The organism is Methyloversatilis sp. RAC08 (assembly GCF_001713355.1).
GTDB lineage: Bacteria > Pseudomonadota > Gammaproteobacteria > Burkholderiales > Rhodocyclaceae > Methyloversatilis.
Map to the genome: position 1 here is coordinate 2,841,976 of NZ_CP016448.1, position 24,659 is coordinate 2,866,634.

Consider the following 24,659-nt stretch of genomic DNA (forward strand, 5'->3'; position numbering starts at 1 on the left):
GCGGCGCAACACAGCACGCGCACAATCGTCTTACAGGCTGTCATAGCACTCATGACCGACAGCGTACGACAACCCGGGCCCGCTTTGGGCGCGCGACGCACCCGCGGCGCGCGCACGAGCAAGTCCCAGAACCTCCGTACATCAACCATGAAGATGGAACAACTCGAGCGCGTGCGCGCTCCGGGCGTCAAGGCAGGCAGCCGTCGCTTCGGCCAGCTGCTACGCACCCTGATGCGGGCCGACCACGGCGGCGTGCTGCTGTGCGGCGGGCGCGACGTCCAGTGCGATGCGCTGGCGATGGCGCTCGCCCGGCTGCGCGATCAGCCGCTGATGCGCGTCGAACTCGAGGCCGCCAACGACGAGCCGATCAGCGCCGAACAGTGGCGGCCGTCGCTGCAGCAGGCGCGTCGGCAGGCTGCGCTGCTCTATCTTCATCTGGGGGATGGCGCAGAGGGCGCGTTCGGCCGGGTCAGCGGCGGGGTGGCCAGCCTGCGCGCCGAGCGTCTGCTGGCCGACGTGCAACGCGCCGGTGTGGTCGTCATCGTGGCCGGTGCCGAACGCTACAGTTTTGCGCTCGAAGCCTGCTGGCCGCGCATCAGACTGGATTTCCCGAAGCCGGCCCGAACTTTGCGCGCACCCATGCGACTACCAGGGGTGCGAGCGATATCGCGATGATCGCCAGAATCACCAGCGTCAGGTTTTCCTTCACCCACGGCAGGTTGCCGAACCAGTAGCCGGCCAGCGCCAGCGACACCACCCAGATGATGGCGCCTGTGATGTTGAACATCGCAAAGCGCGGGTAGCTCATCTGTGCCACCCCGGCCACGAAGGGTGCGAAGGTGCGGATCAGCGGCATGAAGCGCGCGATGATGATCGTCTTGCCGCCGTGCTTCTCGTAGAACGCATGCGTGCGGTCGAACGCCGTGCGGTTGAAGAAGCGCGAATTTTCCCATTTGAACACCCGCGGGCCGCACCACGCGCCCACCGCGTAATTCACCGCGTCGCCCAGCACGGCTGCGATGATCAGCAGCACGATCAGCAGGCCGATGTGCATGCCGCCCGCTGCCGCGATCGCGCCGGCGACGAACAGCAGCGAATCGCCGGGCAGGAAGGGCGTCACCACCAGACCGGTTTCGCAGAACACGATCAGGAAGAGGATGGCGTAGACCCAGGCGCCGTACTGTGTCACCAGCATGGCCAGATGCTTGTCCAGGTGCAGCATGATGTCGATGAAGGTGGTGAGCAGTTCCATGGTGGGTCGCGCTGAAATCGAGCCCGGATGATAGCGGATGACTGTGACGGCCCGTAAAATCGACGCCCGCCCCCGTTTTCTGCCTGCGCATGCCTTCCATCCAGCTGTTGCCCGACCTGCTGATCAGCCAGATTGCCGCCGGCGAGGTGGTCGAGCGCCCCGCATCGGTGCTGAAGGAATTGCTCGAAAACAGCCTCGACGCCGGCAGCCGCGACATCCGCGTGCAGCTCGAAGCCGGTGGCGTGAAGCGCCTGAGGGTGGCCGACGACGGTTGCGGCATGCCGCCCGAAGACCTGCCGCTGGCGCTCGCCCGCCACGCCACGTCGAAGATTGCGTCGCTCGATGACCTCGAAGCGGTGGCCACGATGGGTTTCCGCGGCGAGGCGCTGGCGTCGATCGCCAGCGTGGCCCGGGTGGTCATCACCAGCCGGCAGACCGGTTCTCCGCACGCCTGGCGGATCGATGCCGGCAGCGCGCCGGAACCGGCCGCACTTGATGCCGGCACCGTAGTGGACGTGGCCGATCTCTATTACAACACCCCGGCCCGGCGCAAGTTCCTGCGCACCGAACAGACCGAGTATGGCCACTGCGACGACGTGTTCCGGCGCATCGCGCTGTCGGTGCCGCAGGTCGCCTTCCAACTGCAGCACAACGGCCGCGTCACGCAGCGCCTGCCGGCGGCCGACATGGCGAGCCGCGTGCGCGCACTGCTGGGCGACGAATTCATGCAGCACGCGCGCCCGGTCGAGGCCGACGCCGGCCCGCTCCGGATATCGGGCTTCGTCGCCCAGCCGGCGTTTTCGCGCGCCGGGCGTGACGCCCAGTACTGCTTCGTCAATGGCCGCTTCGTGCGCGACCGCCTGCTGGCGCACGCGCTGCGCGAGGCCTACGCCGACGTGCTGCACGGCGCGCGTCACCCGGCTTACGTCGTGTTCATTGAACTCGATCCGCGCGCCGTCGATGTGAATGTGCATCCGGCCAAGACCGAAGTGCGCTTTCGCGAGGCGCGCGGCATTCACCAGTTCGTGTTCCACGCGGTCGAGCGCGCACTGGCGCTGTCGACGCAGACGGCCGAGCCGGTTGCGTCGCAGACTGCGGATCCGGATGCCTTCCGGTCGCCGCCCTCGCAAACCGGCTGGTCGATGCAGCAGGGCCGGGGCGTCGAACAGCCGCTGGCGCGCTACTTCGATTTCGTCCGTCACGACGCACTGCCTGCTGCGGCCCGCCCCGATGCCGCGGGCCTGCCGGACGCGCCATCCGAGTCCGGTCCGCCGCTCGGATTCGCGCTCGCCCAGTTGCAGGGCGTGTATGTGCTGGCGCAGAACAGCGCCGGCCTGGTGCTGGTGGACATGCATGCAGCGCACGAACGCATCCTGTACGAGCAATTGAAGAAGGTGCTCGAAGGCGCGCCGGCGGTGCAGCGGCTGCTGATTCCGGCCGTGCTGTCGATGAGCGCGCGCGAAGTGGCGACCGCCTTCGAATACGCCGACGTGCTCGACAAGCTCGGTTTCGACGTCGGCCAGGCGGGGCCGAACGAATTGATGGTGCGTGCCGTGCCGGCGCTGCTGGCGCGTGCCGACACCGCCGCATTGTTGCGCGCGCTGCTGGAAGAGCTGCGCGAGGCGCCAGCCAGCCAGGTGGTCGAGCGGCGGCGCAACGAACTGCTCGCGACGATGGCCTGCCATGGCGCGGTGCGTGCCAACCGTCTGCTGGCGCTGCCGGAAATGAATGCGCTGCTGCGCGACATGGAAGCGTGCGAGCGCGCCGACCAGTGCAATCACGGCCGGCCGACCTGGGTGCAGCTGACCATGGGCGAACTGGACCGCCTGTTCATGCGCGGCCGCTGACGTGCCGCCCGCCTCCGCACCCGTGCTGGTGCTGCTCGGCCCGACCGCCAGCGGCAAGACGGCCGCCGTCGCCCGCATTGCCGGCGCGTTGCCGGTCGAACTGGTCAGCGTCGATTCGGCGCTGGTGTTCCGCGACATGGATATCGGCACTGCCAAGCCGACGCCGGAAGAGCGGGCGCTGTGCCCGCACCACCTGATCGACATCGTGTCGCCGCAGGAGGCGTATTCGGCCGCGCGCTTTGCCGCCGACGCGCGCACGCTTATCGCCGCCATCCAGGGTCGCGGCAACATCCCGCTGCTGGCCGGCGGCACCATGCTGTACATCAAGGCGCTGCGCGACGGCTTGTCCGACCTGCCGGAAGCCGATGCCGATCTGCGCGCCGACATCGACCGCCGTGCCGCCGCACAGGGCTGGCCGGCGCTGCACGCCGAGCTGGCCGCGTGCGACCCGGCCGCCGCCGCCCGTCTCAAGCCGAACGACGCGCAGCGCATCCAGCGCGCGCTGGAAATCGTCACGCTGACCGGCCGGCCGCTGGCCGAAAGCTATGCCCGGCGTGAAGTCGATGCGCCGCTGCCGCCGATGACCGTGCTGTCGCTCGAACCTTCGGATCGCGCCTGGCTGCACCGGCGCATCGAGGCGCGCTTCGATGCGATGCTGGCGCAGGGGCTGGTGGACGAGGTGCGCAGGCTGCGCGAAAAGTACGCGCTCGACGCCGGCATGCCGTCGATGCGTTGCGTCGGTTACCGGCAGGTGTGGAACTACCTCGAAGGCGACATCGACGCCACCGCAATGCGCGACACCGGCATCTACGCCACCCGCCAGCTCGCCAAGCGGCAGATCACCTGGCTGCGCTCGATGCCGATCGACCGGCGCATCGATTGCTGTCGCGCCGACGCGGCGGACGCGGTGCTGGAGACCTTCGCCCGCGTGAGCGGGTGAAGGTCTCCAGCACCGGGACGCAAGATTCAAGATGAAAGGAAAACCGGACGAGCGCCGCAGTCCGCAGCTCGCACCTGAAACCGTCCGAAACGCAAAGGGCGCCTCGCGACGCCCTTTGCTTTCATCTTGCATCTTGGATCTTGAATCTCAACACCGCGGACTCATCGCCTTCTTCAGGTCGTCCAGCTTGTGGATGCGGATGTTCTTGTTGCTGACCGACAGCAGCCCTTCGTCCTGCAGGCGCGACAGGCCGCGGCTGACGGTTTCGAGCTTGAGGCCGAGATAGGAGCCGATCTCTTCGCGCGTCATGCGCAGGTTGAATTCGGTCGCCGAATAGCCGCGCGACATGAAACGCTGCGACAGATTCACCAGGAAGGCGGCCAGACGTTCTTCTGCGCGCATCGTGCCGAGCAGCATCATCACGCTCTGGTCGCGCACGATTTCGCGGCTCATCACCTTGTGGAAGTGGTGCTGCAAGGTGTCGATCTCGCGCGACAGTTCCGACAGGCGGTTGAACGGGATGACGCACACCTCGCTGTCCTCCAGCGCGCGGGCATCGCAGTTGTGCTGACCGGTGCCGATGCCGTCCAGCCCCATCAGTTCGCCCGCCATCTGGAAGCCGGTCACCTGCTCGCGGCCGTCTTCCGACACGACTTCGGTCTTGAAAAAACCGGTGCGGATGGCGAACAGCGACTGAAAGGCCTCACCGGACAGGTAGAGCGGCATGCCGCGCGCCACCTTGCGGCGCGCGCCGACCAGTTCATCGACCCGTTCGATTTCCTGTTCCGACAGGCCGACCGGCATGCAAAGCTCGCGCAGATTGCAGGCCGAACAGGCTACTTGAAGACCGTGTGACGTGATGGGTATCGGGACGCTGCTCATTATTGACGTCGATCAATGCGCGGTGGGGGACGCGCTTGCATGATGCACGCACCGCAAAGTGTGCCAAGAAATCATGAATGTCGCAAAAGAACTCGTGTTCGACCCGCAGCTGATGCGGCGTTTTGATGTGCCCGGCCCGCGCTACACCTCGTATCCGACGGCCGATCGCTTCAACTTCTCGCACGACGCCCGGGCGCACGGCGCGCGGCTCGAAGCGCGCAATGCGGCGGCCGGGCCGTTGTCTATCTACATCCACATCCCGTTCTGCGACACGATCTGCTACTACTGCGCCTGCAACAAGATCATTACCAAGGATCACGCGCGCGCCGACAGTTACGTCGATACGCTGCTGCGCGAACTGGCGATGAAGGCGGCGCTGGTCAAGGGCAGTCGCGAAGTGGCCCAGCTTCACCTGGGTGGCGGCACGCCGACCTTCCTGAACGACGCGCAGATGACCCGGCTGTTCGAAGGCCTGCGCAGCCACTTCCGCATCGCCGAATCGGCGCAGTGCTCGATCGAAATGGATCCGCGCGGCGTCAGCGCCGCCCGCATCGCGCATCTGGGCTCGCTCGGCTTCAACCGCATCAGCATCGGCGTGCAGGACTTCGACCCCGTGGTGCAGCGCGCAGTGAACCGCGTGCAGAGCGTGGAAGAGACCGAAGTCGTGCTGCGTGCGGCGCGCGCCAATGGCTTCGTGTCATCCGGCGTCGACCTGATCTATGGCCTGCCGGGGCAGACGCTCGACAGTTTCGACGCCACGCTGGCCACCCTGATCCGGCTGGCGCCGGATCGCGTCGCCATCTATCACTATGCCCACCTGCCGAAGCAGTTCATGCCGCAGCGGCGCATCGACGAAAGCATGCTGCCGGACGTCAGCGTGCGCCCGCAGCTGCTGAAGCTGGCGATCGACCGCCTGCACGAAGCCGGTTACGTGCATGTCGGCATGGACCACTTCGCCCGCCCGGACGACGAACTCGCGCAGGCGCAACGCCACGGCCGGCTGCAGCGCAATTTCCAGGGCTATTCGACGCACGCCGGCTGTGACCTTATCGGGCTCGGCGTGTCGGCCATTTCCCGCGTCGGCGCCAGTTTTGCGCAGAACCACCGCACCCTCGAAAGCTGGGCCAAATCGATCGACGACGGCGAATTGCCGGTCATGCGCGGCCTGGACATGACGGCCGACGACAGCGTGCGCAGCGCCGTGATCGGCGCCTTGATGTGCCACTTCGAACTGTCCATCGAAGCGATAGAAAGCAGTTACGCAATTGATTTCAAAAAATATTTTGCCCCGGAGCTGGCTGAGCTGCAGGAACTGGCCGATGCCGGCCTGCTGACCATCGAGCCGGACTGGATCGGCATCACGCCGCGCGGTCGCCTGCTGGTGCGCGCCGTATGCATGGTGTTCGACCGCTATCTGCGCCTCGATTCGGAAACGGTTCGCTACTCGAAGGTCGTCTAGGGTCTGTTCTCCTCAAATCGCGCACCGTGTCTGTGGTGCGCATGCCGTCAGCGGCGTGACGTCAGCAGATACTCGCGCGGCGTCGCCTTGCATGCGCACGGGGCGAAGCGCACGATCGCGCCACCTACCCGTTCAAAAGTGATTGATTTCCCATGAGTCTCGGTCTTGCCGCGATATTTCTGGTCGGCCTGCTCGGCGGCGTGCACTGCGCCGGCATGTGCGGCGGCATCGTATCGGCGATATCCGCCGGCGTGCCCCACGTCCGCCAGCCCGGCTGGCGCGCGCAGTTGCCAGCTCTCTCGCTGCACCTTGCCTACAGCACCGGCCGCATCACGAGCTATGCCTTTGCCGGGGCGGTTGCCGGCGGCATCGGCGGCGTTGGCCTGCTGGCCGGCAGCGCGCTGCCGCTGCAGACAGTGCTGTATGTGCTGGCCAATGTGATGATGATCGCGCTTGGTCTGTACCTCACCGGCTACACACGGGTGCTCGCACCCATCGAGGCGCTCGGCCGCCCGTTGTGGGCGCGCATCCAGCCCATCGCCGGCCGTTTCCTGCCGGCGCGCACGCCGGCGCAGGCGCTGGGCGTCGGCCTGCTGTGGGGTTTTTTGCCGTGCGGCATGGTCTACAGCATGCTCGGGCTGGCCCTGCTTTCCGGCTCGCCGGCCAGCGGCGCGCTGATCATGCTGGCTTTCGGGCTGGGCACGCTGCCCAACCTGCTGCTGGCCGGCATGCTGCTGACCCGGTTGCGCGCACTGACCCGAAATCCGGCGCTGCGCAGGGTGGCCGGCCTGATGGTGCTGGGCTTCGGTCTGGTCGGGCTGGCACGCGCATCCACCCTCGGCGATGGGCTGTGGAACGGGCTCATCTGCCATACTTGAGTGTCCCTGCAACGAGACTGATTTCACCATGCGTATCCTGCTTGCCGTCGATGGTTCCGAACACGGCGTGCGCGCCGTCGCCGAAGTGCTGCGCCTGTCGGCCAATTTCACCAGCGTGCCGGAAATCCACCTGTTGTTCGTGCACGCAGCAGTGCCCAGCGGCCTGCTGCAGCACCATGTGAGTCGAGAGGCGCTGAACGACTACTACCGCGAAGAAGGCGAGGACGCGACTCGCATTGCGCTGGAAACACTGCGCAATGCCAAGGTCGAACCCATCCTCCACCTGCACGTCGGTCCGCCGGCGGAAACGATAGCCCGCTATGCGGAACAGCACGACTGCGAAATGATCGTCATGGGTCGCCGCGGCCACGGCGCACTGGCCAGCTTCGCGCTGGGCTCGATCGCCAGCGGTGTGCTGCATCATTCGAAGCGGCCGGTGCTGCTGGTCCGATAACTGTTGCCTGCCCGGCTGCGATCCGCGCCGGGCCTTGCGCTGGGCTTTATGCTCGCTCAAGAAATCGCAGCGGCGCGCCGTTAGCTGGAAGAGTTCCCTACTTTTCCGCAATGGATACGCACATGAGCGCCACACCCGTTGCCACCGATCCACTGCAGGTCTGGGTGGACAAGCTGCGCAATCAGGACATGCCCATCTTCAGCGCGACGCTGGCCGCCATTGGCGAGGTCGCGGAGAACGACGCGAGTCCGACGTCGGCGCTTGGACGCATCATCCTGCGCGATGCCGGCATGACCGCGCGCGTGCTGCGCATGGCCAATTCCGTGTTCTTCCACGGTGAAGGCAGCCGCATCAACACCATTTCGCGCGCCATCGTGCTGCTCGGTTTCGACACCGTGCGCAACATCGCGATCTCGGTCGCGCTGATCGACGCCTTTCTGGCCGGCGGCGTACGCGACCGGGTCAGCGCCGAAATGGCGCGCTGCTTCCACGCGGCCGTCCATGCAAAGCATGCCGCCACGGTGCGCGGCGATGCCTCGCCCGAAGAGGTGTTCATCGCGACACTGCTGTCGCGCATCGGCGAGTTGGCCTTCTGGTGTTTTTCGGGTGAAGCGGGTCAGCAGTTGGATCGCGCCCTGCGCAAGCCGGGTGTCGTGCCGGAAAAGGTCGAATCAGAAGTGCTCGGCTTCCGTCTGCGCTCGCTCACCCAGTTACTGGCGCGCGAATGGGCGCTGCCCGGGCTGGTGGCGAATGCCTGTGTGGACAGCGCGCGCTCAGACAGCCGCGAAGCGCTGGTAATCGCCAGCTACCGGCTGGCCAGTGCTGCCGAAGCCGGATGGCAAAGCGAAAAGGCACGGGAATCGGTGCGCGACTACGCGAAACTGTTGCGGCAGGATGTGGCGACCGTTGCGCCGGTGGTCGCCGCACACGCGCGCGAAGCGGCCTGCCTGGCTGGCTTTTACGGTTGCGAAGAAGCCGCAGCGCGCATCCCGGTGCCGGCGCGTCCGGACGAAGAGGACGAGACCGGCGCACCGGCCATCCTGGCCGACCCCGATCCGGCGCTGCAGTTCGACATATCGCGCCGCATGGTGGCGCTGATCGCCGCGCACTCGGCTTCAGGCGCGGTGCTCGACCTGGCGCTCGAAGGCGCCGGCCGCTCGCTGGGCGCCGACCGCGCCGTGCTCGCGCTGGTCACCGCCAACCGCTCGCAGCTCGCCGCCCGGGCCACGCACGGCCGCGGCGCGCAGCAACTCATGCGCCATTTCAATTTCCTGCTGGCCGGCGCGGCGCGCGATGCGCTGACCGAACTGGTCGATCACGGACGCGTCATCGACGTCGAGGCGTCACATGTGCCCGCCCCCGGATTGCCGTCGATCACACGCCTGCGTTCGGCACTTGGCCAGCGACACCAGGTGCTGGTGCCGATCAACGCCCATGGCCACGTCGTGGGCGTGCTGTACGTCGATCGCGCCGCGACGCGCCCGCCGATGCGGCCCGGCACGCCGGACGCGCTCGCGACCTTCGCCCAGCTTGCCGGCATCGCCCTGGAAGCGTCCTCGCGCAAGTCCTGACCGGGCGGCGCCCCGTCAGCTCACCTTACTTCCGGCGCCGCGACGCCGCGGCAATCAGACCCAGACCGGCCAGCAGCATCGCGTACGTTTCGGGTTCCGGCACGACCGTCACATCCACCCACACCGCCTTGTGGTCAGAGCTCGCCAGATTGGCGTACAGATTGGGGTCGCGGAATGTGCCGACGAGGTCGAACAGGTCGCCGGTGGTGTTCGGCACCGACGTATCCGGATCGACCGGCCAGAAGATGCCGGCATCGGTCATTTCGAGGTTGGCCGACGGCAGCACGTAATCGACGCGCAGATTGCCCGGTGCCGAATCGCTGAAGTCGGCGGTATCGAACTGCGGGTCGCCGATGTGCGACTGGTTCGCCGTGCCGTTGTTGCTGGGGTAGGTCGCCGCGGCGGTACCGCCGGCCGACGCCGGGGTCAGCGAGGTATTCACCCGCGGGTCGCCCAGCAGCTGGTTGATCGCACCCTGATAGCTGTCGCCGTCGAACGGGTCGGCGTTGTAGTCGCCCGCGATGACGAACTTCGCGCCCGCAGCCAGGCCGCCGTTGCCACCCTGATCATCATAGATGTAGCCGGCGCCATTGACGTAGTCGGCCCAGAAGCGGATTTCGTCGTGATTGCGCTTGCCGTTACGGTCTTCCGCGCCGTCGAAGGTGGGCGGCGTCGGGTGGGCGGTCAGGAAATGCACGTCCTGACCGTTGATGCGCACCGTCACATCGACATGATTCTTCGACGACAGGCGCAGCGCATTGATTTCGTCTGCAGAGTAGAAGTCGGTGAGCGGATTGGCGGTCGGGTCATTGGTCAGCAGATTGCCCGGCATGTCCTTCCACAGGAAATTCTGGAAGCTGCGCACGCCGACGATCTCGTACTTCGAGTAGATCGTGAAACCGAACTGGCCGCCGTAGTTGCCGAAACCGAATGCATCGTCGCCGCCACCGATCACGCCGTTATTGTTCAGGTCGAAGCCGGACGCCAGACCCGTGTTGGTGTTCGGCGTGTAGCGATACGCGTAATCGATGCCGCTGGTCAGGCCGCGCACCCCATTGCCCTGGCCGACCGACAGGAAGTTCTGCTGGAACAACCGTGCGCCTTCGCTCGAATAACCGAGGCCCATCGGCACGCTGCTGGCAGTGGGTGTGCCATTCAGATCGAAGTCGAATTCGTTCACCAGCAGTACGTCGGCCTGCACGCGTTGGGCGATTTCGGCCACGTTGCGCGCCTGCTGAATGCGATTCGCGACGATGGTGCTGACGCCGACCGCGCCCGGGTTGGCGAGGTCGGACAGCAGATCACCCGCGGCGTCGCGGTTCAGCGAGGCATTGAAGGTGGCGAAACGGACGGTTTCCGCCTGCGCGGCGCCGGCCGTGGCCAGCAGTGCAAGGGCGATCGGGGTGAGTGCGTATTTCATGTCGGGTGTCCTTTCAGAGGGGCGGCTCAGCGACGGCGCATGCGCAGCGTCAGCGTCATCAGGCCGAGGCCGGCGAGAAACTGCGCGATGCGGGTGGGTTCGGGTACGGGAGACACTTCGAGTGCGATGAACTGGGTGACCTGGGTGCCGCTGAAGTTGTTGTCCGCGGCCAGCACCAGCGTGCGGTTGCCGTTGGCCAGCGTGTGGCCCCAGCTGATCGCCTCGATGTTGTCCAGCGTGATGCCGTTGAACGTGATCGGCATGTCGAGCAGCAGCTCGCGGCGCATCGGCGTGTAGGTCGCACCGGTGAGGCTGGCGAAGCTGCTGACGTCGGTCGTGTCAGGCATGATTTCGGCCAGCGTGAGGCGGATGGTGTTGCCGACCCCGAAGGCGAAGGCGCGTTCCACAGCGATGAACTGCGTGTCGGAAATCGCCAGCAGCTCGGGCAGGCCGTTGTCCGGGCCGAACGGTGCGCCTGGCACGGCATCGACCGGAATCGGCGGCAAGGCGTATACATATTGCGCACCTGATGCGCCGCTGACCGGATCGATCGCCGTGACGCGCACCACGCTGCCGTTGCTCACCGAGGTGAGCGGGCCGTCCTGCACCAGCGCGTCTTCGTTGGCGATCCAGATCGTGCCGTTCGGCGCCACCGTCAGTGCTTCGAACAGCTTGTTGCTGCGCCCGCCGGTGGTGGCGTTGTCGACGTAGTTGAACATCGCCGGTGTGGCGAACTCGCGCACGAAGGCGCCCGAAGTGGTCATTTCCCGCACGAAGGGCTGGTAGCGGCTGGCCGCATTGGCGCTCCAGTTGCCCTCCGACGACCAGTACAGGTTGCCGTTCGGCGCCACCCGGATGCCTTCCGGATCGACCGTGCGCGCATTCGACGGGAAGGTCGAGCCGTCCGGCCGCTGCATGAAGGTCTGGTTGTTCACGGTGACGCTATTGAAGCCGGCCGCGTCGTAGTCCAGTGACAGGTTGTAGAAGCGCGGCGTGCCGCGCTCGCCGCCGCGGTCATCCGAAATCGCCCAGTAGCGGCCATCGGCGGCGCGGTCGAGCCCGGAAATGCCACCGAACTCGACGCCCTCGAACAGCGTGCCGGTCGCGATGCGCTGCTCGCCGATGACGCGCAGCGAAAAGTCGGCTGCCATTGCGTGGCCGGCAAAGGTGGCGAGCAGGGCCACCAGCAAGGTCTTTTTCATCTCGTTGACTCCGGGTGATCAGGCGCGACGACGGGCGGCGAAGCCGATCAGGCCCAGGCCCGCCAGCAGCATCGCGTAGGTTTCGGGTTCGGGTACGGCGGCCAGCGCAGCCAGTGCGGTGTCCGGGTGATCCGAGAACACGCCATCGACGCCCAGGGCGTAGAACGCGGCGTATTCCTCTTCCGGTGTGCCGTAGCCAAGCTGGTATCCGATCGAGTCGTCGCGGAAAGTCCAGGTGTGCACCAGCAGGCCACGTGCGTGGGCGGCTTCGACGATGCCGGTGCTGCCTTCGACCAGCCGGTCGCGTGCGTCGATGACGCCGTCGCCGGTGCGCTCGACGCCGTCGGCCACGGTCTTCAGCAGATAGGGCTTCCACGGGCCGATGCCGTCGGCGTAGGAGGCGATGAAGTCGAGGCCGGCTGGGGTCAGCAGGTCGCCGAAGGTGCGCGGGTCACCCGCTTCGGCGAAGTCGAACGGGCGGTCATACGGCGGCACCGTCAGGTCCATGCTGCCGTCGGCATTCACGTCCCAGGCATCCATCAACTGCACCAGACGGATGTCGGTCCTGCCATTCAGGTACTGCAGGTTCGACACTTCGAAGGACTGGATGAACACCGGCGCGGCGGCCGCGTTGCCGTAGGCGGCATGCAGCGTGCTGACCAGCTTGTCCTCGAAGTAATTCGCGGCAAAACCGTTGTTCGCGGCCTGTGCATTCATGTAGACCGAGTGCTTCAGTTCCGGATAGATGCCCACGCCCTTCGACTGCGCCAGCGTGATCACTTCGTCAAGCGTCGGGATGTCGTACAGCCCGTTGAAGCTCTGGTCGCGGTCGGCGCGCGGCTGGATGGCGCGCAGCGTCTTGATCTCGGCCAGCGTGAAGGTGTCGGCGAAGTAGGCGGTGGTCGACACACCGTCGAGCAAGCGCGTGGTTTTGCGGCTGGCGTCGAACATGCTGGACACATTGGTCGTGCCATCCAGTATCGGCTCGTGGCGGGCGATCAGGTGACCGTCCTTCGTCAGCACCAGATCGGGTTCGATGAAGTGCGCACCCTGTTCGATGGCGAGCGCATACGAAGCCAGCGTGTGCTCCGGCAGGTAGCCGGATGCGCCACGGTGGCCGATGACGATCGGGGCGGCGCCGGACAGCGTGTTCCAGGCGAAGGCCGCCGGTGCGTTGAAGGCGGACAGCAGTGCGACGCACAGCAGGGCGGGACGAAGCGTGACCAGATTTTTCATGAGTGTGTCTCCGGGAGATGCAGCGGTCTTCCTGAGGTGCGCGCCGGGTACAGCGCGCCCCGGGGCTCAGCCAGCCTTGCGGCGGCGTGCCATGAATCCGGTCAGCGCGAGGCCGGCCAGCAGCATGGCGTAGGTTTCCGGCTCCGGAATCGACGCCACGGCGGCCACGCCGATGTCCGGGTGATCGGTGAAGAAGCCATCCAGCCCGAGCGCGGTAAAAGCCAGAATCTGGCCCTTCATGTCACCGAAGGCGGCCGGGTCGCTGCTGGAATCGAACTCGTTCGGCAGGAAGATGTTTTCCGCGCGGAAGGTCCAGGCGTGCACTTCGAGGCCGAGGCTGTGCGCGTCGGCGATCAGGCTGGTCGGTGTACCGAGCACGCCGCCGACCAGCGGAATCAGCAGGTTGGTATTGGCGCCGATGCCGTCGGCGTAACCTTCGATGAACAGCAGACCTTCGGCGTCGAGTTCGGCCAGCTGCACGTAGGTGCGCAGGTCGCCTGCCACGGTGAAGTCATACGGCCGGCCGCCGCTGCTCAGCAGCTGCGCGATGCGGATGTCGGTCTGCGTATTGACGTACTGCAGGTTCGATACTTCGAACGACTGGATGTACACCGGCGCGCTGGCGGTATTGCCGTAGTTGGCGTGCAGCGTGGCGACCAGCGTGTCTTCCATGCGCGTGAGGCCGTTCGCGTCTGTGAAGTTCTTGAAGTAGGTCGGGTGCTTGGTTTCCGGGTAGATGCCGATGGTGCGGCCGGTTTCGACGCTCTTCGCCTTGGCCAGATCGATCACCTCCTGCAGCGTCGGAATGACGTACTGGTTGTTGAACGCGTTGTTGCCGGTGCGCAGGTCGCGCAGGCGTTCCTGGGTGCGGATGTCGGTGCGGATTTCGGCCGCGGTGAAGTCTTCCGCCCACCAGCCGCCGACCTTCGTGCCGTCCAGCGTCTTGACGGTCAGGCGGTCGCTGTATTTCTCGAGCTCCCACACATTGGTGCTGGTATCGGTGCGGTTGAGCACCGGCTTGCCATCGGTGCCGAACACGATATTGCCGCTGGCATCGAGATTGACGCGCGCCAGCATCGGCTCATGGCGGGCGATCAGCACGCCGTCCTTCGTCATGACGAGGTCGGGCTCGATGTAGTTGGCGCCCTGTTCGATGGCGAGCGTGTAGGCCTCGATCGTGTGTTCCGGACGGTAGCCGGACGCGCCACGGTGGCCGATCACCAGCGGCGCAGCGCCGCTGAGCGTGTTGTAGGGCGTAGCGGCCAGCGCGTCGGACGGCGTCAGCAGCGGGGCGGCGCCAAGCGCAGCGGCGAGTGCGGCAAACAGGGCAGTGTGCTTCATCGTGGAGTCCTCCATGCTGGATTTCGGGCGGAGCGGGGGGCAGGTCCGCGGGCAGAGTTGCCCACGGACCCGGCAGTACTCAGTTCAAGCGGCGGCGTGCCGCCATGCCGATCAGGCCCAGGCCCGCCAGCAGCATCGCGTAGGTTTCGGGTTCGGGTACGGCAGTGACTTCCAGCGCGATGAGCTGCGTGAATTGCGTGGCGCCGAAGTTGTTGTCCGACGCGAGGATCAGCGTCTGCTTGCCATTGAAGGCCGGTCCGAAGGTGAGGCCTTCGATGTTGTCGAGCGACAGGGTCGAGCCGTCGTCATTCTTCAGGTCCGACAGATCGAGCAGCAAGGTCTTGCTGACGGCGGTGATCGTCTGTCCGGCGATCGAATCGAAGGACGACACGTCGGTGGCATTGCGCGCGTCGGCGTAGAACAGACGGATCGTGTTGCCGGTCGCCGGAATGCCATTCGCGGGGGTGCCGAGCGAGAACGAGCGTTCGATGGTGATGAACTGGCGGTCACCGACGACGATGAAGTCGGTCAGGCCGTTGGTTGCGAAACCATTCGCCGGGTTCGGCGCGAACACCACCGGGCTCACGTCGTAGATGAATTCCGCACCGGCGGCGCCGCTGTCGATGTCGAACGACACGATGCGACTGCGCGAACCGTTGAACGCCGTCGCCGGCAGGCTGTCCTGCGCGAGTGCGTTTTCGGTGGCGGCGTACAGCGTGTTGCCGTCGGTCGAGATTGCGAGGTTTTCGAACGCGAGGTTGTTGTAGACGCCGCTGTCACCGGCTGCGAGCCCGCTGTTGCTGCCGACCGGGTTGTAGCGCGCCGGCACCGCGAAGTCGCGCACGTGGCTGCCATCGATATTGGCGGCGCGCACCGTCGGGTTCTGGAAGCCCGCGCCCGAGCGCTGACCTTCGTTGCTCCAGTACAGCTGGTTGCGCGTCGCGTCGTAACGCATGCCTTCCGGGTCGACCTGATTGGTGGCGAAGGGCAGGCCGGTCGTGTCGAGCAGCGTGGTCACACCTGTGAAACCCACGCCGGCCATGCCCGGTGTGGCCGAGCGCGTGAAGGCGTTCAGGTCGAGCGACAGTTCGTAGAAGCGCGCCGGGTTGAACGCCGAGCGGTCATCGCTGATCGCGATGTAGCGGCCGCTGGCCGACACGTAATCGATCGACGACAGGCCGCCGACCGTGGTGCCGGCGAACTGCGTGCCCGTGGGCACGATCTGCTGGCCGATGTAGTCGAGCTGGAACGGCGCGGCCGCCTGTGCGCCAATGCTGATCAGCGACAGTGCGAAGGCAAGCGCGAGCGGGCGGGTATGCGATGAAAGCTTCATGGGATCTCCCTGTCTGACGATGGGTGCGGACGAAGGTCCGACGCTGGTCCGCAGGCTAGATCGCAGCAATGACAAGGCCGTGAAGGGGTTTGCGCCGAATGGACTATCGATGCCTGCACCCTGATCGAGGCCGCTTCCGTCGCCCGCTTTGCTGTGTGTGCAATGCAAATGGCGTCCTGCCGCAGCCGGGTGCGCGCGGTGCGCGGGCGCCGCAGCATGAGGCAGCTGCCGCCGATCCGCCGGCGCGGGTAGACTGCGCATTTTTCCGCCGCGAGACCCCGCCATGCCCGTGAATTACCAGACGCCGCCCGCCGAATCCATCCTGCCGGTTGCCGGCGTACGTCTCGGCATCGCCCAGGCCGGCATCCGCAAGGCCAACCGGCGCGACCTGTGCCTGATTTCGCTGGTGCCGGGCGCCCGCGTGGCGGGCGTGTTCACGGTGAATCGCTTCTGCGCCGCGCCGGTGCAGGTGTGCCGCGACCACCTGTCGCGCAGCGACATCCGCGCGCTGGTCATCAACACCGGCATCGCCAACGCCGGTACCGGCGAACCCGGCCTGGTCGCCGCGCACGCCACCTGCATCGCCGTCGCCCGCGTGCTCGGCGTGGCACCGGAGCAGGTGCTGCCATTTTCCACCGGCGTCATCATGGAGCCGCTGCCGGTCGACCGCATCGAGCGCGGCCTGCCCGCCTGCATGGACGATCTCGACGAAGGCAACTGGCACGCCGCCGCGCACGCCATCATGACCACCGACACCGTCGCCAAAGTGGCGTCGCGCACCGTGCAGATCGATGGCCGCACCGTCACGCTGAGCGGCATCAGCAAGGGCGCCGGCATGATCAAACCCAATATGGCCACCATGCTGGGTTTCATGGCGACCGACGCCGCCGTGTCGCAGGCCGCGCTGGAGGCGATGGTGAAGCACGCCGCCGACCGATCGTTCAACTGCATCACGGTCGATGGCGACACCTCGACCAACGACTCCTTCATCCTGATCGCGTCCGGCACCGCCGGCAACGCCGAAATCACCGCGCTCGACAGCGAAGCCGGCGCCGCACTGGCCGACGCCGTGACCTCGCTCGCCGCCGAACTGGCCCAGGCCATCGTGCGCGACGGCGAGGGCGCGACCAAATTCATCACCATAGCCATCGAAGGCGGCCGCGACGTGGCCGAATGCAAGGCCGTCGGCTACGCCATCGCCCACTCGCCGCTGGTGAAAACCGCCTTCTTCGCCTCAGACCCCAACCTCGGCCGCATCCTCGCCGCCGTCGGCAACGCCGCGCAGAACCACCCGCCGCTGGAAGACCTCGACACCTCGAAAGTCAGCCTGTGGATCGGCGACTTCCTGGTCGCCAAGGACGGTGGCCGCAACCCCGCCTACCGCGAAGAACAGGGTGCCTCGGCCATGGCCCCGTCCGAGATCGCGATCCGCGTGGCACTGGGCCGCGGCACCGCGCAGGCCACCTGCTGGACCTGCGACTTCAGCTACGACTACGTGAAGATCAACGCGGACTACCGCAGCTAGCCCGGATGGACGCGTTGAACCAGCCGCTGTCGCAGTCCGAGCTCGACGCACTCGAAAACTTCCTCGCGTCCGCGAATCTGCAGGAAACGTCGATGGACGTGCCGATGCTGGAGGGCTATCTGACCGCCATCGTCATCGGACCGCACATGGTGACGCCCGGCGAATGGCTGCCCCGGGTGTGGGACCGGTACGACGCATCCGTGACGCCCGCCTTCGTCGACGCCGGACAGGCCGCGCGCATCACCACGCTGCTGATGCGTTTCATGAATGGCATCGCAGACACCTTCCTGAACGATCCGGGCGCTTTCCAGCCCATCTTCTGGCAGCGGGAACAGCGAGGTGCCCCGGAATGGTGTGAAGGCTTTCTGGCCGGCACCGCGTTCTGCGATGCCGAATGGGCAGCTCTGTGGGAAGAGGAGCCCACACTGTTCGCACCCCTGATGCGCCTGGCAACCGACGAAGGTCGAGCGATGATCCGCGAGGCCGGCGAAACCGAGGTCTGGATGAAGCTGGTCCAGCCGATGCTTGTCGCCATTCATGAAATCTGGCTGCAGGCGCGCACCTCGGCGCTCGATAGCGGCTACGAAGGCGCTGTCGACGATGACGCGCCCGCCGAACCTTACGTGCGTCCGGAGCCGAAGATCGGCCGCAACGACGCCTGTCCGTGCGGCAGCGGAAAGAAGTTCAAGAGGTGCTGCGGCGCGGCGGACCGGTCGTTGCAATGATGTGTGCAGGACCGGCGCAGTGCGCTCGGAGCACGCTGAAACGCCAAGGCCAGCAGGGTATCCGGGTTGCTCCGGACGCCGTTGCCGTCGAAAGTCTCATCATTTCAGAGCGCGTTGATTGCCTGGTGGCCCGGGCAGGGTCGCTCAGTCTGCAGCACGGAGCAGGATTGTCGCGTGCTCGTCGGTTAAGGTTTTCGCGCGCCCGATTCGTACAAAAGATCGCCCTGTTCGTTCAAGCCTCCGTTTCCCCGCTTCCCTAGAGTCTGGCCCGTGTGTTGCCGTCGGTCGCCATGTGTGCTGCCGCGAGACCGGGACGGTGGCGGATTCATTCAAATACGACAACGGAGGAAACAAATGAGCGAAGCATCTGTGGCTGCGAAAGCGGCGGGGGCGACCGGGAGCGCAAAGACGTATGACGCGATCGTGATCGGGGCGGGCGTGGCGGGGCTTTATCAGGTCTATCGCCTGCGTGAGATGGGCATGTCGGTCCTTGGCATCGAAGCCGGCTCCGGCGTGGGCGGCACCTGGTACTGGAATCGTTACCCCGGTGCGCGCTTCGATTCGGAAGCGGAGATCTACCAGTACTGGTTCGACGAGGCCATGTTCAAGAACTGGCAGCCGACGGAACGCTTTCCGGCCCAGCCGGAAACCGAGCGCTGGCTGAACTACGTGGCTGACCGCACCGACCTGCGCAAGTACTACTGCTTCGATACGCGCGTGACCGCTGCGCACTATGACGAAGCGGGACAGCAGTGGCGGGTTGAAACCGATCGCGGCGACACGGTCACCGCACGCTTCCTGATCTGCTGCACCGGCATGCTGTCGGCGCCGCTGAGCAATATTTTCGAAGGCCAGGAGAGCTTCAAGGGCCAGATTTTCCACACGGCACGCTGGCCGAAGGAACGGGTCGAGTTCGTCGGCAAGCGCGTGGGCGTCGTGGGCACGGGCGCGACCGGCATCCAGGTCATCCAGACTATCGCGCCGCAGGTCGGGCACTTGAAGGTGTTCCTTCGTACGCCGCAGTACATCATTCCGATGCGCAACCCGAAATACACCCCGGCGGACTGGGCGCAGCAGGGCAAGCGATTCAGCGAGATCCGTGACCGCGTGCAGGGCACCTTCTCCGGCTTCGAATACGACTTCGACAATGGCGTCTGGGCCGACCTCACGCCGGCGCAGCGCACCGAAGTGCTGGAACGCCTGTGGGCAGACGGTTCGCTGGCGCTGTGGCTCTCCTCCTTTGCCGAAATGTTCTTCGACGAGAAGGTGAATGACGTGGTGTCCGAATTCGTGCGCGAAAAAATGCGCGCGCGCATCAAGGATCCGGAGCTGTGCGCGAAGCTCATTCCGACCAGCTACGGCTTCGGCACACATCGCGTGCCGCTGGAAAGCAACTATCTGGAGGCGTTCCTCCAGCCCAACGTCGAGATCGTCGACGTCAAGGCATCACCCATCGTGCGCATCGTGCCCGAAGGCGTGATGACCGCCGATGGCACGGTGCACGAACTCGACATTCTGGTGCTCGCCACCGGCTTCGACGCCGGCACCGGCGCGCTGACCCGAATCGACATCCGCGGCCGCGACGGCCGCTCGCTGAAGGAAGAATGGGGCCAGGAAGTCCGCACCGCGATGGGTCTGCAGGTGCACGGCTACCCGAACCTCTTCACCACCGGTGCTCCGCTGGCGCCGTCAGCTGCGCTGTGCAACATGACCACCTGCCTGCAGCAGCAGGTCGGCTGGATATCCGACTGCATCCGCGACATGCGGGAAAAGGGATTGAAGGTCATCGAAGCGTCAAAGGAGATTCAGGATCAGTGGGTTGCCCATCACGACGAGATCGCCAACAAGACGCTCGTGGTGAAGACCGACTCCTGGTACATGGGCTCCAACGTGAGCGGCAAGCCGCGTCGCCTGCTGTCCTACATCGGCGGCGTCGGCACCTACCGTCAGAAATGTGCAGACGTCGCAGCCAGCGGCTACAGCGGCTTCACGTTCGCCTGAACGACGATTGGCCTGACCGCAGGCCGTCGTGCCCGGCTCCACCGAAGCGGTGGAGCCGGGCCGAGCGGCCGCCGGGCAGGCGTCGGATAGCGATTCCGGATCCTGCGTCGGCAAATTCCTTCATCTCCAGGCATGCGTGCGGTTCTGCGGCAGCTGCCTGCCTGCAGTCACGTCCCCGATTCCGTCCCGACCTTACCCCGTCCCCTTTCTGAAGGCGCACATCGACCTCATGGGGGCGTGCTCCGGCGGGTGCGCTTCAGCGCCTGAAAGTGATTTCCATGTCGATGCGGCATGCCTGAGTCGGGCGACTGCCCGTGCAGCGTGCGGCCATCGGTCATCGTTCGGCGCTCTCATCGCATGAACATCGGCGCGGATGGGGGATGCGCATGCAACCCGATGCGCCCGGCAAAAAAAGCTCAAGAAGACAATGGCTTGACGCGCGAGAACCCGCGACAGGCTTCGGACGCACTGCAGGTCTGCGCGCTACGTCATAGTATTCGGCGCTGATGCGTGCTGAGCGGTGCGACAGCGTGCTGCGCTGCGCCGGCGCGGACTGCGACGTCGCGGCACACGGTTGCGGAGGGACTTGTCGAGCGTGTTCCGGTGCGGAGCGATCGATCAAGGTGCTGCCCGCTGCCTCTCCGGTGACCGGTCAACCAGCAGGCTTCCGGTGGTCGAGAACCCGACCGGCGGGTCCTGCCCGCGATGCGCCGCCATCCGCAGCTGCGCGTCCTGACCGGCTCGCCATCGCTTTTACCTATATATATGCACCACAGACTTACCCGGTACCCGAACCTTGACTGACCCGAGACTTGTTTTTTCCGAAGGTGATGCGGAGCGCAGCCTGCGCTGGCAATCCGAAGCCGGGCTGCCACCGCCCAGGCGCGTGGTGGTGGCCGACGACACGCTGAGTGCCGACAGCGCCTTCCGCCTCGCGAGCGAAGGCACGGCGCTGTTGTGGCGCAGCGACTTCCAGAACGCGCGGCAACTGCTGCAGGCGCTGGTGCGGCGGGTGGATCGCAAGCCGCGCAAGCCGGCGGCCACGATGCGCGATGCCTTCAACCAGCACCGGCTGGCGCAGTCGCAACGTGCGCGCACGCTGGGCATGCTGCTGATTCCGTTCGACGCCGGCCATGTCATTCCGCTGCGTCGCGCGCCCGATGTGGCCGAGGCCTGCACGCAGGCGCACGGCGAGGCGCGCGAAGGCTATGTGTGCTCGCTGCGCGAGCTGCTGGGTGTGATCAGCGCCTACGAATGGCGGCGCAACGGCGTCGAGGTGCCGGCGCTCGAAGCGCGCATCCACCCGCACTACGGCGTGTTTTCGCCGGTGCGCGGCGAATATGTCGATCTGGTAGCGAAGGCACCGCTGCCGGCAGTGCTGAAGAAGGCGTCGCGCGCCTTCGACATCGGCACCGGTACCGGCGTGCTGGCGGCCGTACTGGCTAAGCGCGGGGTGTCGAAGATCGTCGCCACCGACAGTGACGAGCGGGCGCTGGCCTGCGCGCGCGACAACGTCGCCCGCCTCGGGCTCGAATCGCAGATCGACGTGCGTGCGGCCGACCTGTTCCCCGATGGCCGCGCGCCGCTCATCGTGTGCAACCCGCCCTGGCTGCCGGCCCGCCCGGCGTCGCCGCTGGAACACGCTGTGTACGACCCGGACAGCCGCATGCTGCGCGGCTTTCTGTCGGGGCTGGCGGAACACCTCGGGCCGGACGGCGAGGGCTGGCTCATTCTGTCCGACTTTGCCGAACACCTCGGCCTGCGCACCGCGGAAGAACTGCAGGGCTGGATCGACGCCGCAGGTCTGAAGGTGCTCGGCCACCTCGATGCCCGCCCGCGTCACCCCAAGGCGAGTGACGAGTCCGACCCGCTGCACGCCGCACGCTCGCAGGAAGTGACCCGACTGTGGCGGCTGGCGGCGAAAGAGGGCGCTTGAGGGTTGTGCGGGAGCGGAACCTGCGGGAGCAGCGGCCTGTGGGAGCGGCGGCCTCGCCGCGATCAGAGCAGCGATGATCGTTGATCAGCGTGCTGATCGCGGCGAGGCCGCCGCTCCCACAAAACCTTCATCACTCCCACAGCCCAGGCCCAAGCCCACAGCCCAAGCCAACAGGCCTGGCTCACACCCTTGGGCTGTGAGTCGCCGCTGCCGGACGATTCAGCGTGTTGCCCACAGCACAAGGCTGATCAGCACGACATTGACCAGGATCGCCGCGAACAGGCCGCCGAGCAGGAAGTGCTGCGGGCCGAGCCCTTCGGTGGTGCGGTTGATCATGCGCGTGCGACCGATGCCGGTGAAGGTGAGCAGGATGATCTTGAGGGCGCGCAGGCTGCCGCGCAGCAGCGGGACGGGGGCTTGATCCATCGCCCGATTGTGCCTCACCGGCCCGCGCTGCGCTGGCCGTCGGCAGCCCGGTACGGCCGTGGCATCATGCAGCGATGACATCCGGAAACGAAGCGATGGACGACAGCCTGTCACGCACTGATGCGCAGCAACGCGCCGACGACATCCATGCCTTCCGCCGCGAACAGGCGCGACTCGCGGCCGACGGGCTGGCGACGGCCGATGCGGCGGCGATCCGGGCGCACCACGATGCGCTGCTGACGCGCCTCGCCGCGCGTCCGGACGTCGACACCACGCAGCGCGCGCGCCAGCTCACGCTCGGCCTGCGCATCGCCTCCTTTCTCGGTGCGCTCGCGCTGGCGGCCAGCGTGTTCTTCCTTTTCCGTCAGTACTGGCCGCTGTTTCCCGAGGCGGTGCAGGTGATCGTGCTGGCCGGCGCCTCGCTCGGCACGCTGGCGCTGACTTCCTGGCTGCACGGGCGCGACGCTTCCGGCTACTTCACCAAGCTGGCGGCGCTGGTGGCCTTCGCCTGCTTCGTGCTGAACCTGAGCCTGCTTGGTGCGAGCTTCAACATCACCCCGTCGGACAAGGCGCTGCTGCCGTGGGCGGCCTTCGCGCTGCTGCTCGCCTACACCTGCGAACTGCGTCTTTTGCTGGTAGCCGGGCTGGTCTGCGTCACCGGCTTCATCGCCGCTCGCGTCGGCAGCTGGTCGGGCATGTACTGGCTCAGCGTGGGCGAGCGGCCGGAGCATTTCTTTCCGGCGGCGCTGCTCATGTTCTGCGTTCCCTTCTTCGTTGATCACCGGCGGCATCCGGGCTTCGATGCCACCTGGCGGCTGGTTGCGCTGCTCGCGCTGTTCCTGCCCATGCTGGTGCTGGCGAACTGGGGCCGCGCGAGCTACCTGCCGTTCGAAGCAGACGCGGTCGAAGGCCTGTATCAGGTGGGTGGCTTCGTTGCCGGCGGCCTGCTGACCTGGCTCGGTGCGCGCCGCGGCTGGCCGGAAGTGATGAACACCGCGGTCGTGTTCTTCGTCATCTTTCTCTACACCAAGCTGTTCGACTGGTGGTGGATGGTGATGCCGAAGTTCCTGTTCTTCCTCGTGCTCGGACTGGTGGCGCTGCTGGTCATTCTGGTGCTGAAGCGGCTGCGCGCGGTCGTACCGGTGGAAGGCGGGCAATGAGGCGCGCGCAGAAAGTCCTGCTGGCGGGCGGCGTGGCACTCATCGTTGCGGTGAATGCCTTCGTGCTGGCGGGCGTGGCCTGGAACCGTTCGGGCGCGCCCGGCAGCGCGCTCACGCTGACGCAGCGCGAACTGAGCCTGCCCTATGCCTTCGGCTTCGACGGCGAGCGCGGCGGCATCGACGTGGCGCTGCTGTGGCGCGCACCGATGCGTGACGACAACGCGGATGCGTCATATGACATGCACTACGGCCGTGGTCCTGACTGGCTGGGAGCCGACAAGCTGCGCGAGCTGGGTTTCGACCTGAAGGACGAGCGCGATGCCTACCGCGAGAAGCGCGAGGTGTACGTCGTGCTCGAACTGGCTGGCGAGGCCTGGCAGCGCGCGCTGTCCCAGGCGCAGCGCCGGCTGGACCGCGCACTCGCCCGCGGCAGCGCCGACAAGCAGGACGCCGACGCGCTGAAGGCGGCGCAGGAGGCCCTGAAGTACGAACAGGACAAGGCGTCGCGCCTGTTCGCCGTCGATGCCGGGCGGGATGCGGCTGCCCTGCGCCAGCGCCATCCCGACCCGCGCCGTTACGCCATCGTCGCGGCGACGGTGACGCCGTCGGTGACAGTGATCGACAAGCAGACCACCTTCAGCGGCCACATCGGCGAACCGTCGGTCGCCCGCATCAGCATGCCGTACGCGCTGCGCGGAGCGATGGACGGTGTAGATCGCATGGCGCTCGACAGCGGGCGCGCCGCCTTCGACATTGATGTTGCGTGGGGCCGGCGCTTCGAGCCGTGGATCACGGCGGTACGTGCGCGCACGCTCGCGCCGGTTGCCCGATGAAGCAGCCGATCACCGGTTACCTCACCGACGACGAAGGCGACTGGGTCGCCCGGCTGGCGTGCGGGCATCGGCAGCACGTGCGCCACCAGCCGCCTTTCATCAACCGCGCCTGGGTGGTGACGGAACAAGGTCGTGCGGCCCATCTCGGCACGCTGCTCGACTGCCCGCGCTGCGATGCCTTCGAGTGGCCGGACCACATCGTCGCGCAGGCCGGGCGCCGCGACTGAAGCGGTGCTAT

General features: G+C 66.5%; 22 protein-coding genes. 14 read left to right on the forward strand and 8 right to left on the reverse strand.

Annotated elements, in window-relative coordinates; genetic code table 11:
• Positions 1 to 147 precede the first annotated feature (147 nt).
• Entirely contained in the window at positions 148 to 675 is a 528-nt protein-coding gene (locus BSY238_RS13055; protein ID WP_069039526.1) for a hypothetical protein, read from the forward strand.
• Here BSY238_RS13055 and BSY238_RS13060 read toward each other — a convergent pair.
• Entirely contained in the window at positions 596 to 1,252 is a 657-nt protein-coding gene (locus tag BSY238_RS13060) for a DedA family protein (protein ID WP_069039527.1), read from the reverse strand. The two genes, BSY238_RS13055 and BSY238_RS13060, sit on opposite strands and share 80 nt — an antisense overlap.
• An 89-nt stretch (positions 1,253 to 1,341) precedes the next feature.
• Here BSY238_RS13060 and mutL point away from each other — a divergent pair, with 89 nt between their 5' ends.
• Positions 1,342 to 3,099 (forward strand): DNA mismatch repair endonuclease MutL, encoded by a 1,758-nt coding sequence (mutL, locus tag BSY238_RS13065; protein WP_069039528.1) that lies wholly within the window; start codon positions 1,342 to 1,344, stop codon positions 3,097 to 3,099.
• Between the two features lies 1 nt (position 3,100).
• Positions 3,101 to 4,039 carry a tRNA (adenosine(37)-N6)-dimethylallyltransferase MiaA gene (miaA, locus tag BSY238_RS13070; protein ID WP_069039529.1) on the forward strand — a complete coding sequence of 313 codons (939 nt, stop codon included), beginning with the start codon at positions 3,101 to 3,103 and terminating at the stop codon, positions 4,037 to 4,039.
• A gap of 147 nt (positions 4,040 to 4,186) precedes the next feature.
• Here the strand turns inward: miaA and fnr are convergent, their stop codons facing one another.
• Positions 4,187 to 4,921 carry a fumarate/nitrate reduction transcriptional regulator Fnr gene (gene fnr / locus BSY238_RS13075; RefSeq protein ID WP_069039530.1) on the reverse strand — a complete coding sequence of 245 codons (735 nt, stop codon included), beginning with the start codon at positions 4,919 to 4,921 and terminating at the stop codon, positions 4,187 to 4,189.
• 73 nt (positions 4,922 to 4,994) lie between these two features.
• Between fnr and hemN the strand changes: the two genes are divergently transcribed.
• The 4 genes from hemN (at position 4,995) to BSY238_RS13095 (ending at position 9,283) form a co-directional block, all read left to right on the forward strand.
• A complete protein-coding gene (gene hemN, locus BSY238_RS13080; RefSeq protein WP_069039531.1) occupies positions 4,995 to 6,380 on the forward strand; it encodes an oxygen-independent coproporphyrinogen III oxidase in 1,386 nt (461 codons plus the stop codon).
• Positions 6,381 to 6,532: 152 nt separating this feature from the next.
• A complete protein-coding gene (locus BSY238_RS13085; RefSeq protein WP_069039532.1) occupies positions 6,533 to 7,258 on the forward strand; it encodes a sulfite exporter TauE/SafE family protein in 726 nt (241 codons plus the stop codon).
• 28 nt (positions 7,259 to 7,286) lie between these two features.
• A complete protein-coding gene (locus BSY238_RS13090; protein WP_069039533.1) occupies positions 7,287 to 7,712 on the forward strand; it encodes a universal stress protein in 426 nt (141 codons plus the stop codon).
• Between the two features lie 122 nt (positions 7,713 to 7,834).
• Positions 7,835 to 9,283 (forward strand): HDOD domain-containing protein, encoded by a 1,449-nt coding sequence (locus BSY238_RS13095; RefSeq protein WP_069040670.1) that lies wholly within the window; start codon positions 7,835 to 7,837, stop codon positions 9,281 to 9,283.
• A gap of 25 nt (positions 9,284 to 9,308) precedes the next feature.
• Here BSY238_RS13095 and BSY238_RS13100 read toward each other — a convergent pair whose 3' ends face one another.
• The 5 genes from BSY238_RS13100 to BSY238_RS13120 all read right to left on the reverse strand — a co-directional run bounded on the left by BSY238_RS13100 (position 9,309) and on the right by BSY238_RS13120 (position 15,815).
• Positions 9,309 to 10,703 carry an endonuclease/exonuclease/phosphatase family protein gene (locus BSY238_RS13100; protein WP_069039534.1) on the reverse strand — a complete coding sequence of 465 codons (1,395 nt, stop codon included), beginning with the start codon at positions 10,701 to 10,703 and terminating at the stop codon, positions 9,309 to 9,311.
• Between the two features lie 26 nt (positions 10,704 to 10,729).
• Positions 10,730 to 11,905 carry an esterase-like activity of phytase family protein gene (locus BSY238_RS13105; protein WP_069039535.1) on the reverse strand — a complete coding sequence of 392 codons (1,176 nt, stop codon included), beginning with the start codon at positions 11,903 to 11,905 and terminating at the stop codon, positions 10,730 to 10,732.
• 18 nt (positions 11,906 to 11,923) lie between these two features.
• The gene (locus tag BSY238_RS13110; RefSeq protein WP_069039536.1) at positions 11,924 to 13,141 is read right to left on the reverse strand and encodes a glycerophosphodiester phosphodiesterase; all 1,218 of its coding nucleotides are present in this window, start codon (positions 13,139 to 13,141) and stop codon (positions 11,924 to 11,926) included.
• Positions 13,142 to 13,207: 66 nt separating this feature from the next.
• Positions 13,208 to 14,482, reverse strand: coding sequence for a glycerophosphodiester phosphodiesterase family protein (locus BSY238_RS13115; RefSeq protein ID WP_069039537.1), 1,275 nt, complete (start codon positions 14,480 to 14,482; stop codon positions 13,208 to 13,210).
• Between the two features lie 79 nt (positions 14,483 to 14,561).
• Positions 14,562 to 15,815 carry an esterase-like activity of phytase family protein gene (locus BSY238_RS13120; protein WP_069039538.1) on the reverse strand — a complete coding sequence of 418 codons (1,254 nt, stop codon included), beginning with the start codon at positions 15,813 to 15,815 and terminating at the stop codon, positions 14,562 to 14,564.
• Positions 15,816 to 16,098: 283 nt separating this feature from the next.
• On the opposite strand from BSY238_RS13120, the gene argJ reads away from it, so the two are divergent.
• The 4 genes from argJ to BSY238_RS13140 all read left to right on the forward strand — a co-directional run bounded on the left by argJ (position 16,099) and on the right by BSY238_RS13140 (position 22,002).
• The gene (argJ, locus tag BSY238_RS13125) at positions 16,099 to 17,340 is read left to right on the forward strand and encodes a bifunctional glutamate N-acetyltransferase/amino-acid acetyltransferase ArgJ (RefSeq protein WP_069039539.1); all 1,242 of its coding nucleotides are present in this window, start codon (positions 16,099 to 16,101) and stop codon (positions 17,338 to 17,340) included.
• A 92-nt stretch (positions 17,341 to 17,432) separates the two neighbouring features.
• Positions 17,433 to 18,065, forward strand: coding sequence for a UPF0149 family protein (locus BSY238_RS13130; protein ID WP_236952599.1), 633 nt, complete (start codon positions 17,433 to 17,435; stop codon positions 18,063 to 18,065).
• 354 nt (positions 18,066 to 18,419) lie between these two features.
• The gene (locus BSY238_RS13135) at positions 18,420 to 20,066 is read left to right on the forward strand and encodes a flavin-containing monooxygenase (protein WP_069039541.1); all 1,647 of its coding nucleotides are present in this window, start codon (positions 18,420 to 18,422) and stop codon (positions 20,064 to 20,066) included.
• 796 nt (positions 20,067 to 20,862) lie between these two features.
• Positions 20,863 to 22,002, forward strand: a complete 1,140-nt coding sequence (locus BSY238_RS13140; RefSeq protein ID WP_069039542.1) for a methyltransferase — start codon at positions 20,863 to 20,865, stop codon at positions 22,000 to 22,002.
• A gap of 219 nt (positions 22,003 to 22,221) precedes the next feature.
• Here the strand turns inward: BSY238_RS13140 and BSY238_RS13145 are convergent, their stop codons facing one another.
• A complete protein-coding gene (locus BSY238_RS13145; RefSeq protein WP_223300129.1) occupies positions 22,222 to 22,428 on the reverse strand; it encodes a DUF2970 domain-containing protein in 207 nt (68 codons plus the stop codon).
• 95 nt (positions 22,429 to 22,523) lie between these two features.
• Here BSY238_RS13145 and BSY238_RS13150 point away from each other — a divergent pair, with 95 nt between their 5' ends.
• The 3 genes from BSY238_RS13150 to BSY238_RS13160 are packed head-to-tail and all read left to right on the forward strand — an operon-like array spanning position 22,524 to position 24,648.
• On the forward strand, positions 22,524 to 23,588 hold the full coding sequence (locus tag BSY238_RS13150; RefSeq protein ID WP_069039543.1) for a DUF2157 domain-containing protein: 1,065 nt from the start codon (positions 22,524 to 22,526) through the stop codon (positions 23,586 to 23,588).
• On the forward strand, positions 23,585 to 24,421 hold the full coding sequence (locus BSY238_RS13155; protein WP_069039544.1) for a DUF4824 family protein: 837 nt from the start codon (positions 23,585 to 23,587) through the stop codon (positions 24,419 to 24,421). Before BSY238_RS13150 ends, BSY238_RS13155 begins: the two co-directional genes overlap by 4 nt.
• Positions 24,418 to 24,648, forward strand: coding sequence for a DUF3565 domain-containing protein (locus BSY238_RS13160; protein ID WP_069039545.1), 231 nt, complete (start codon positions 24,418 to 24,420; stop codon positions 24,646 to 24,648). Before BSY238_RS13155 ends, BSY238_RS13160 begins: the two co-directional genes overlap by 4 nt.
• Positions 24,649 to 24,659 lie beyond the last annotated feature (11 nt).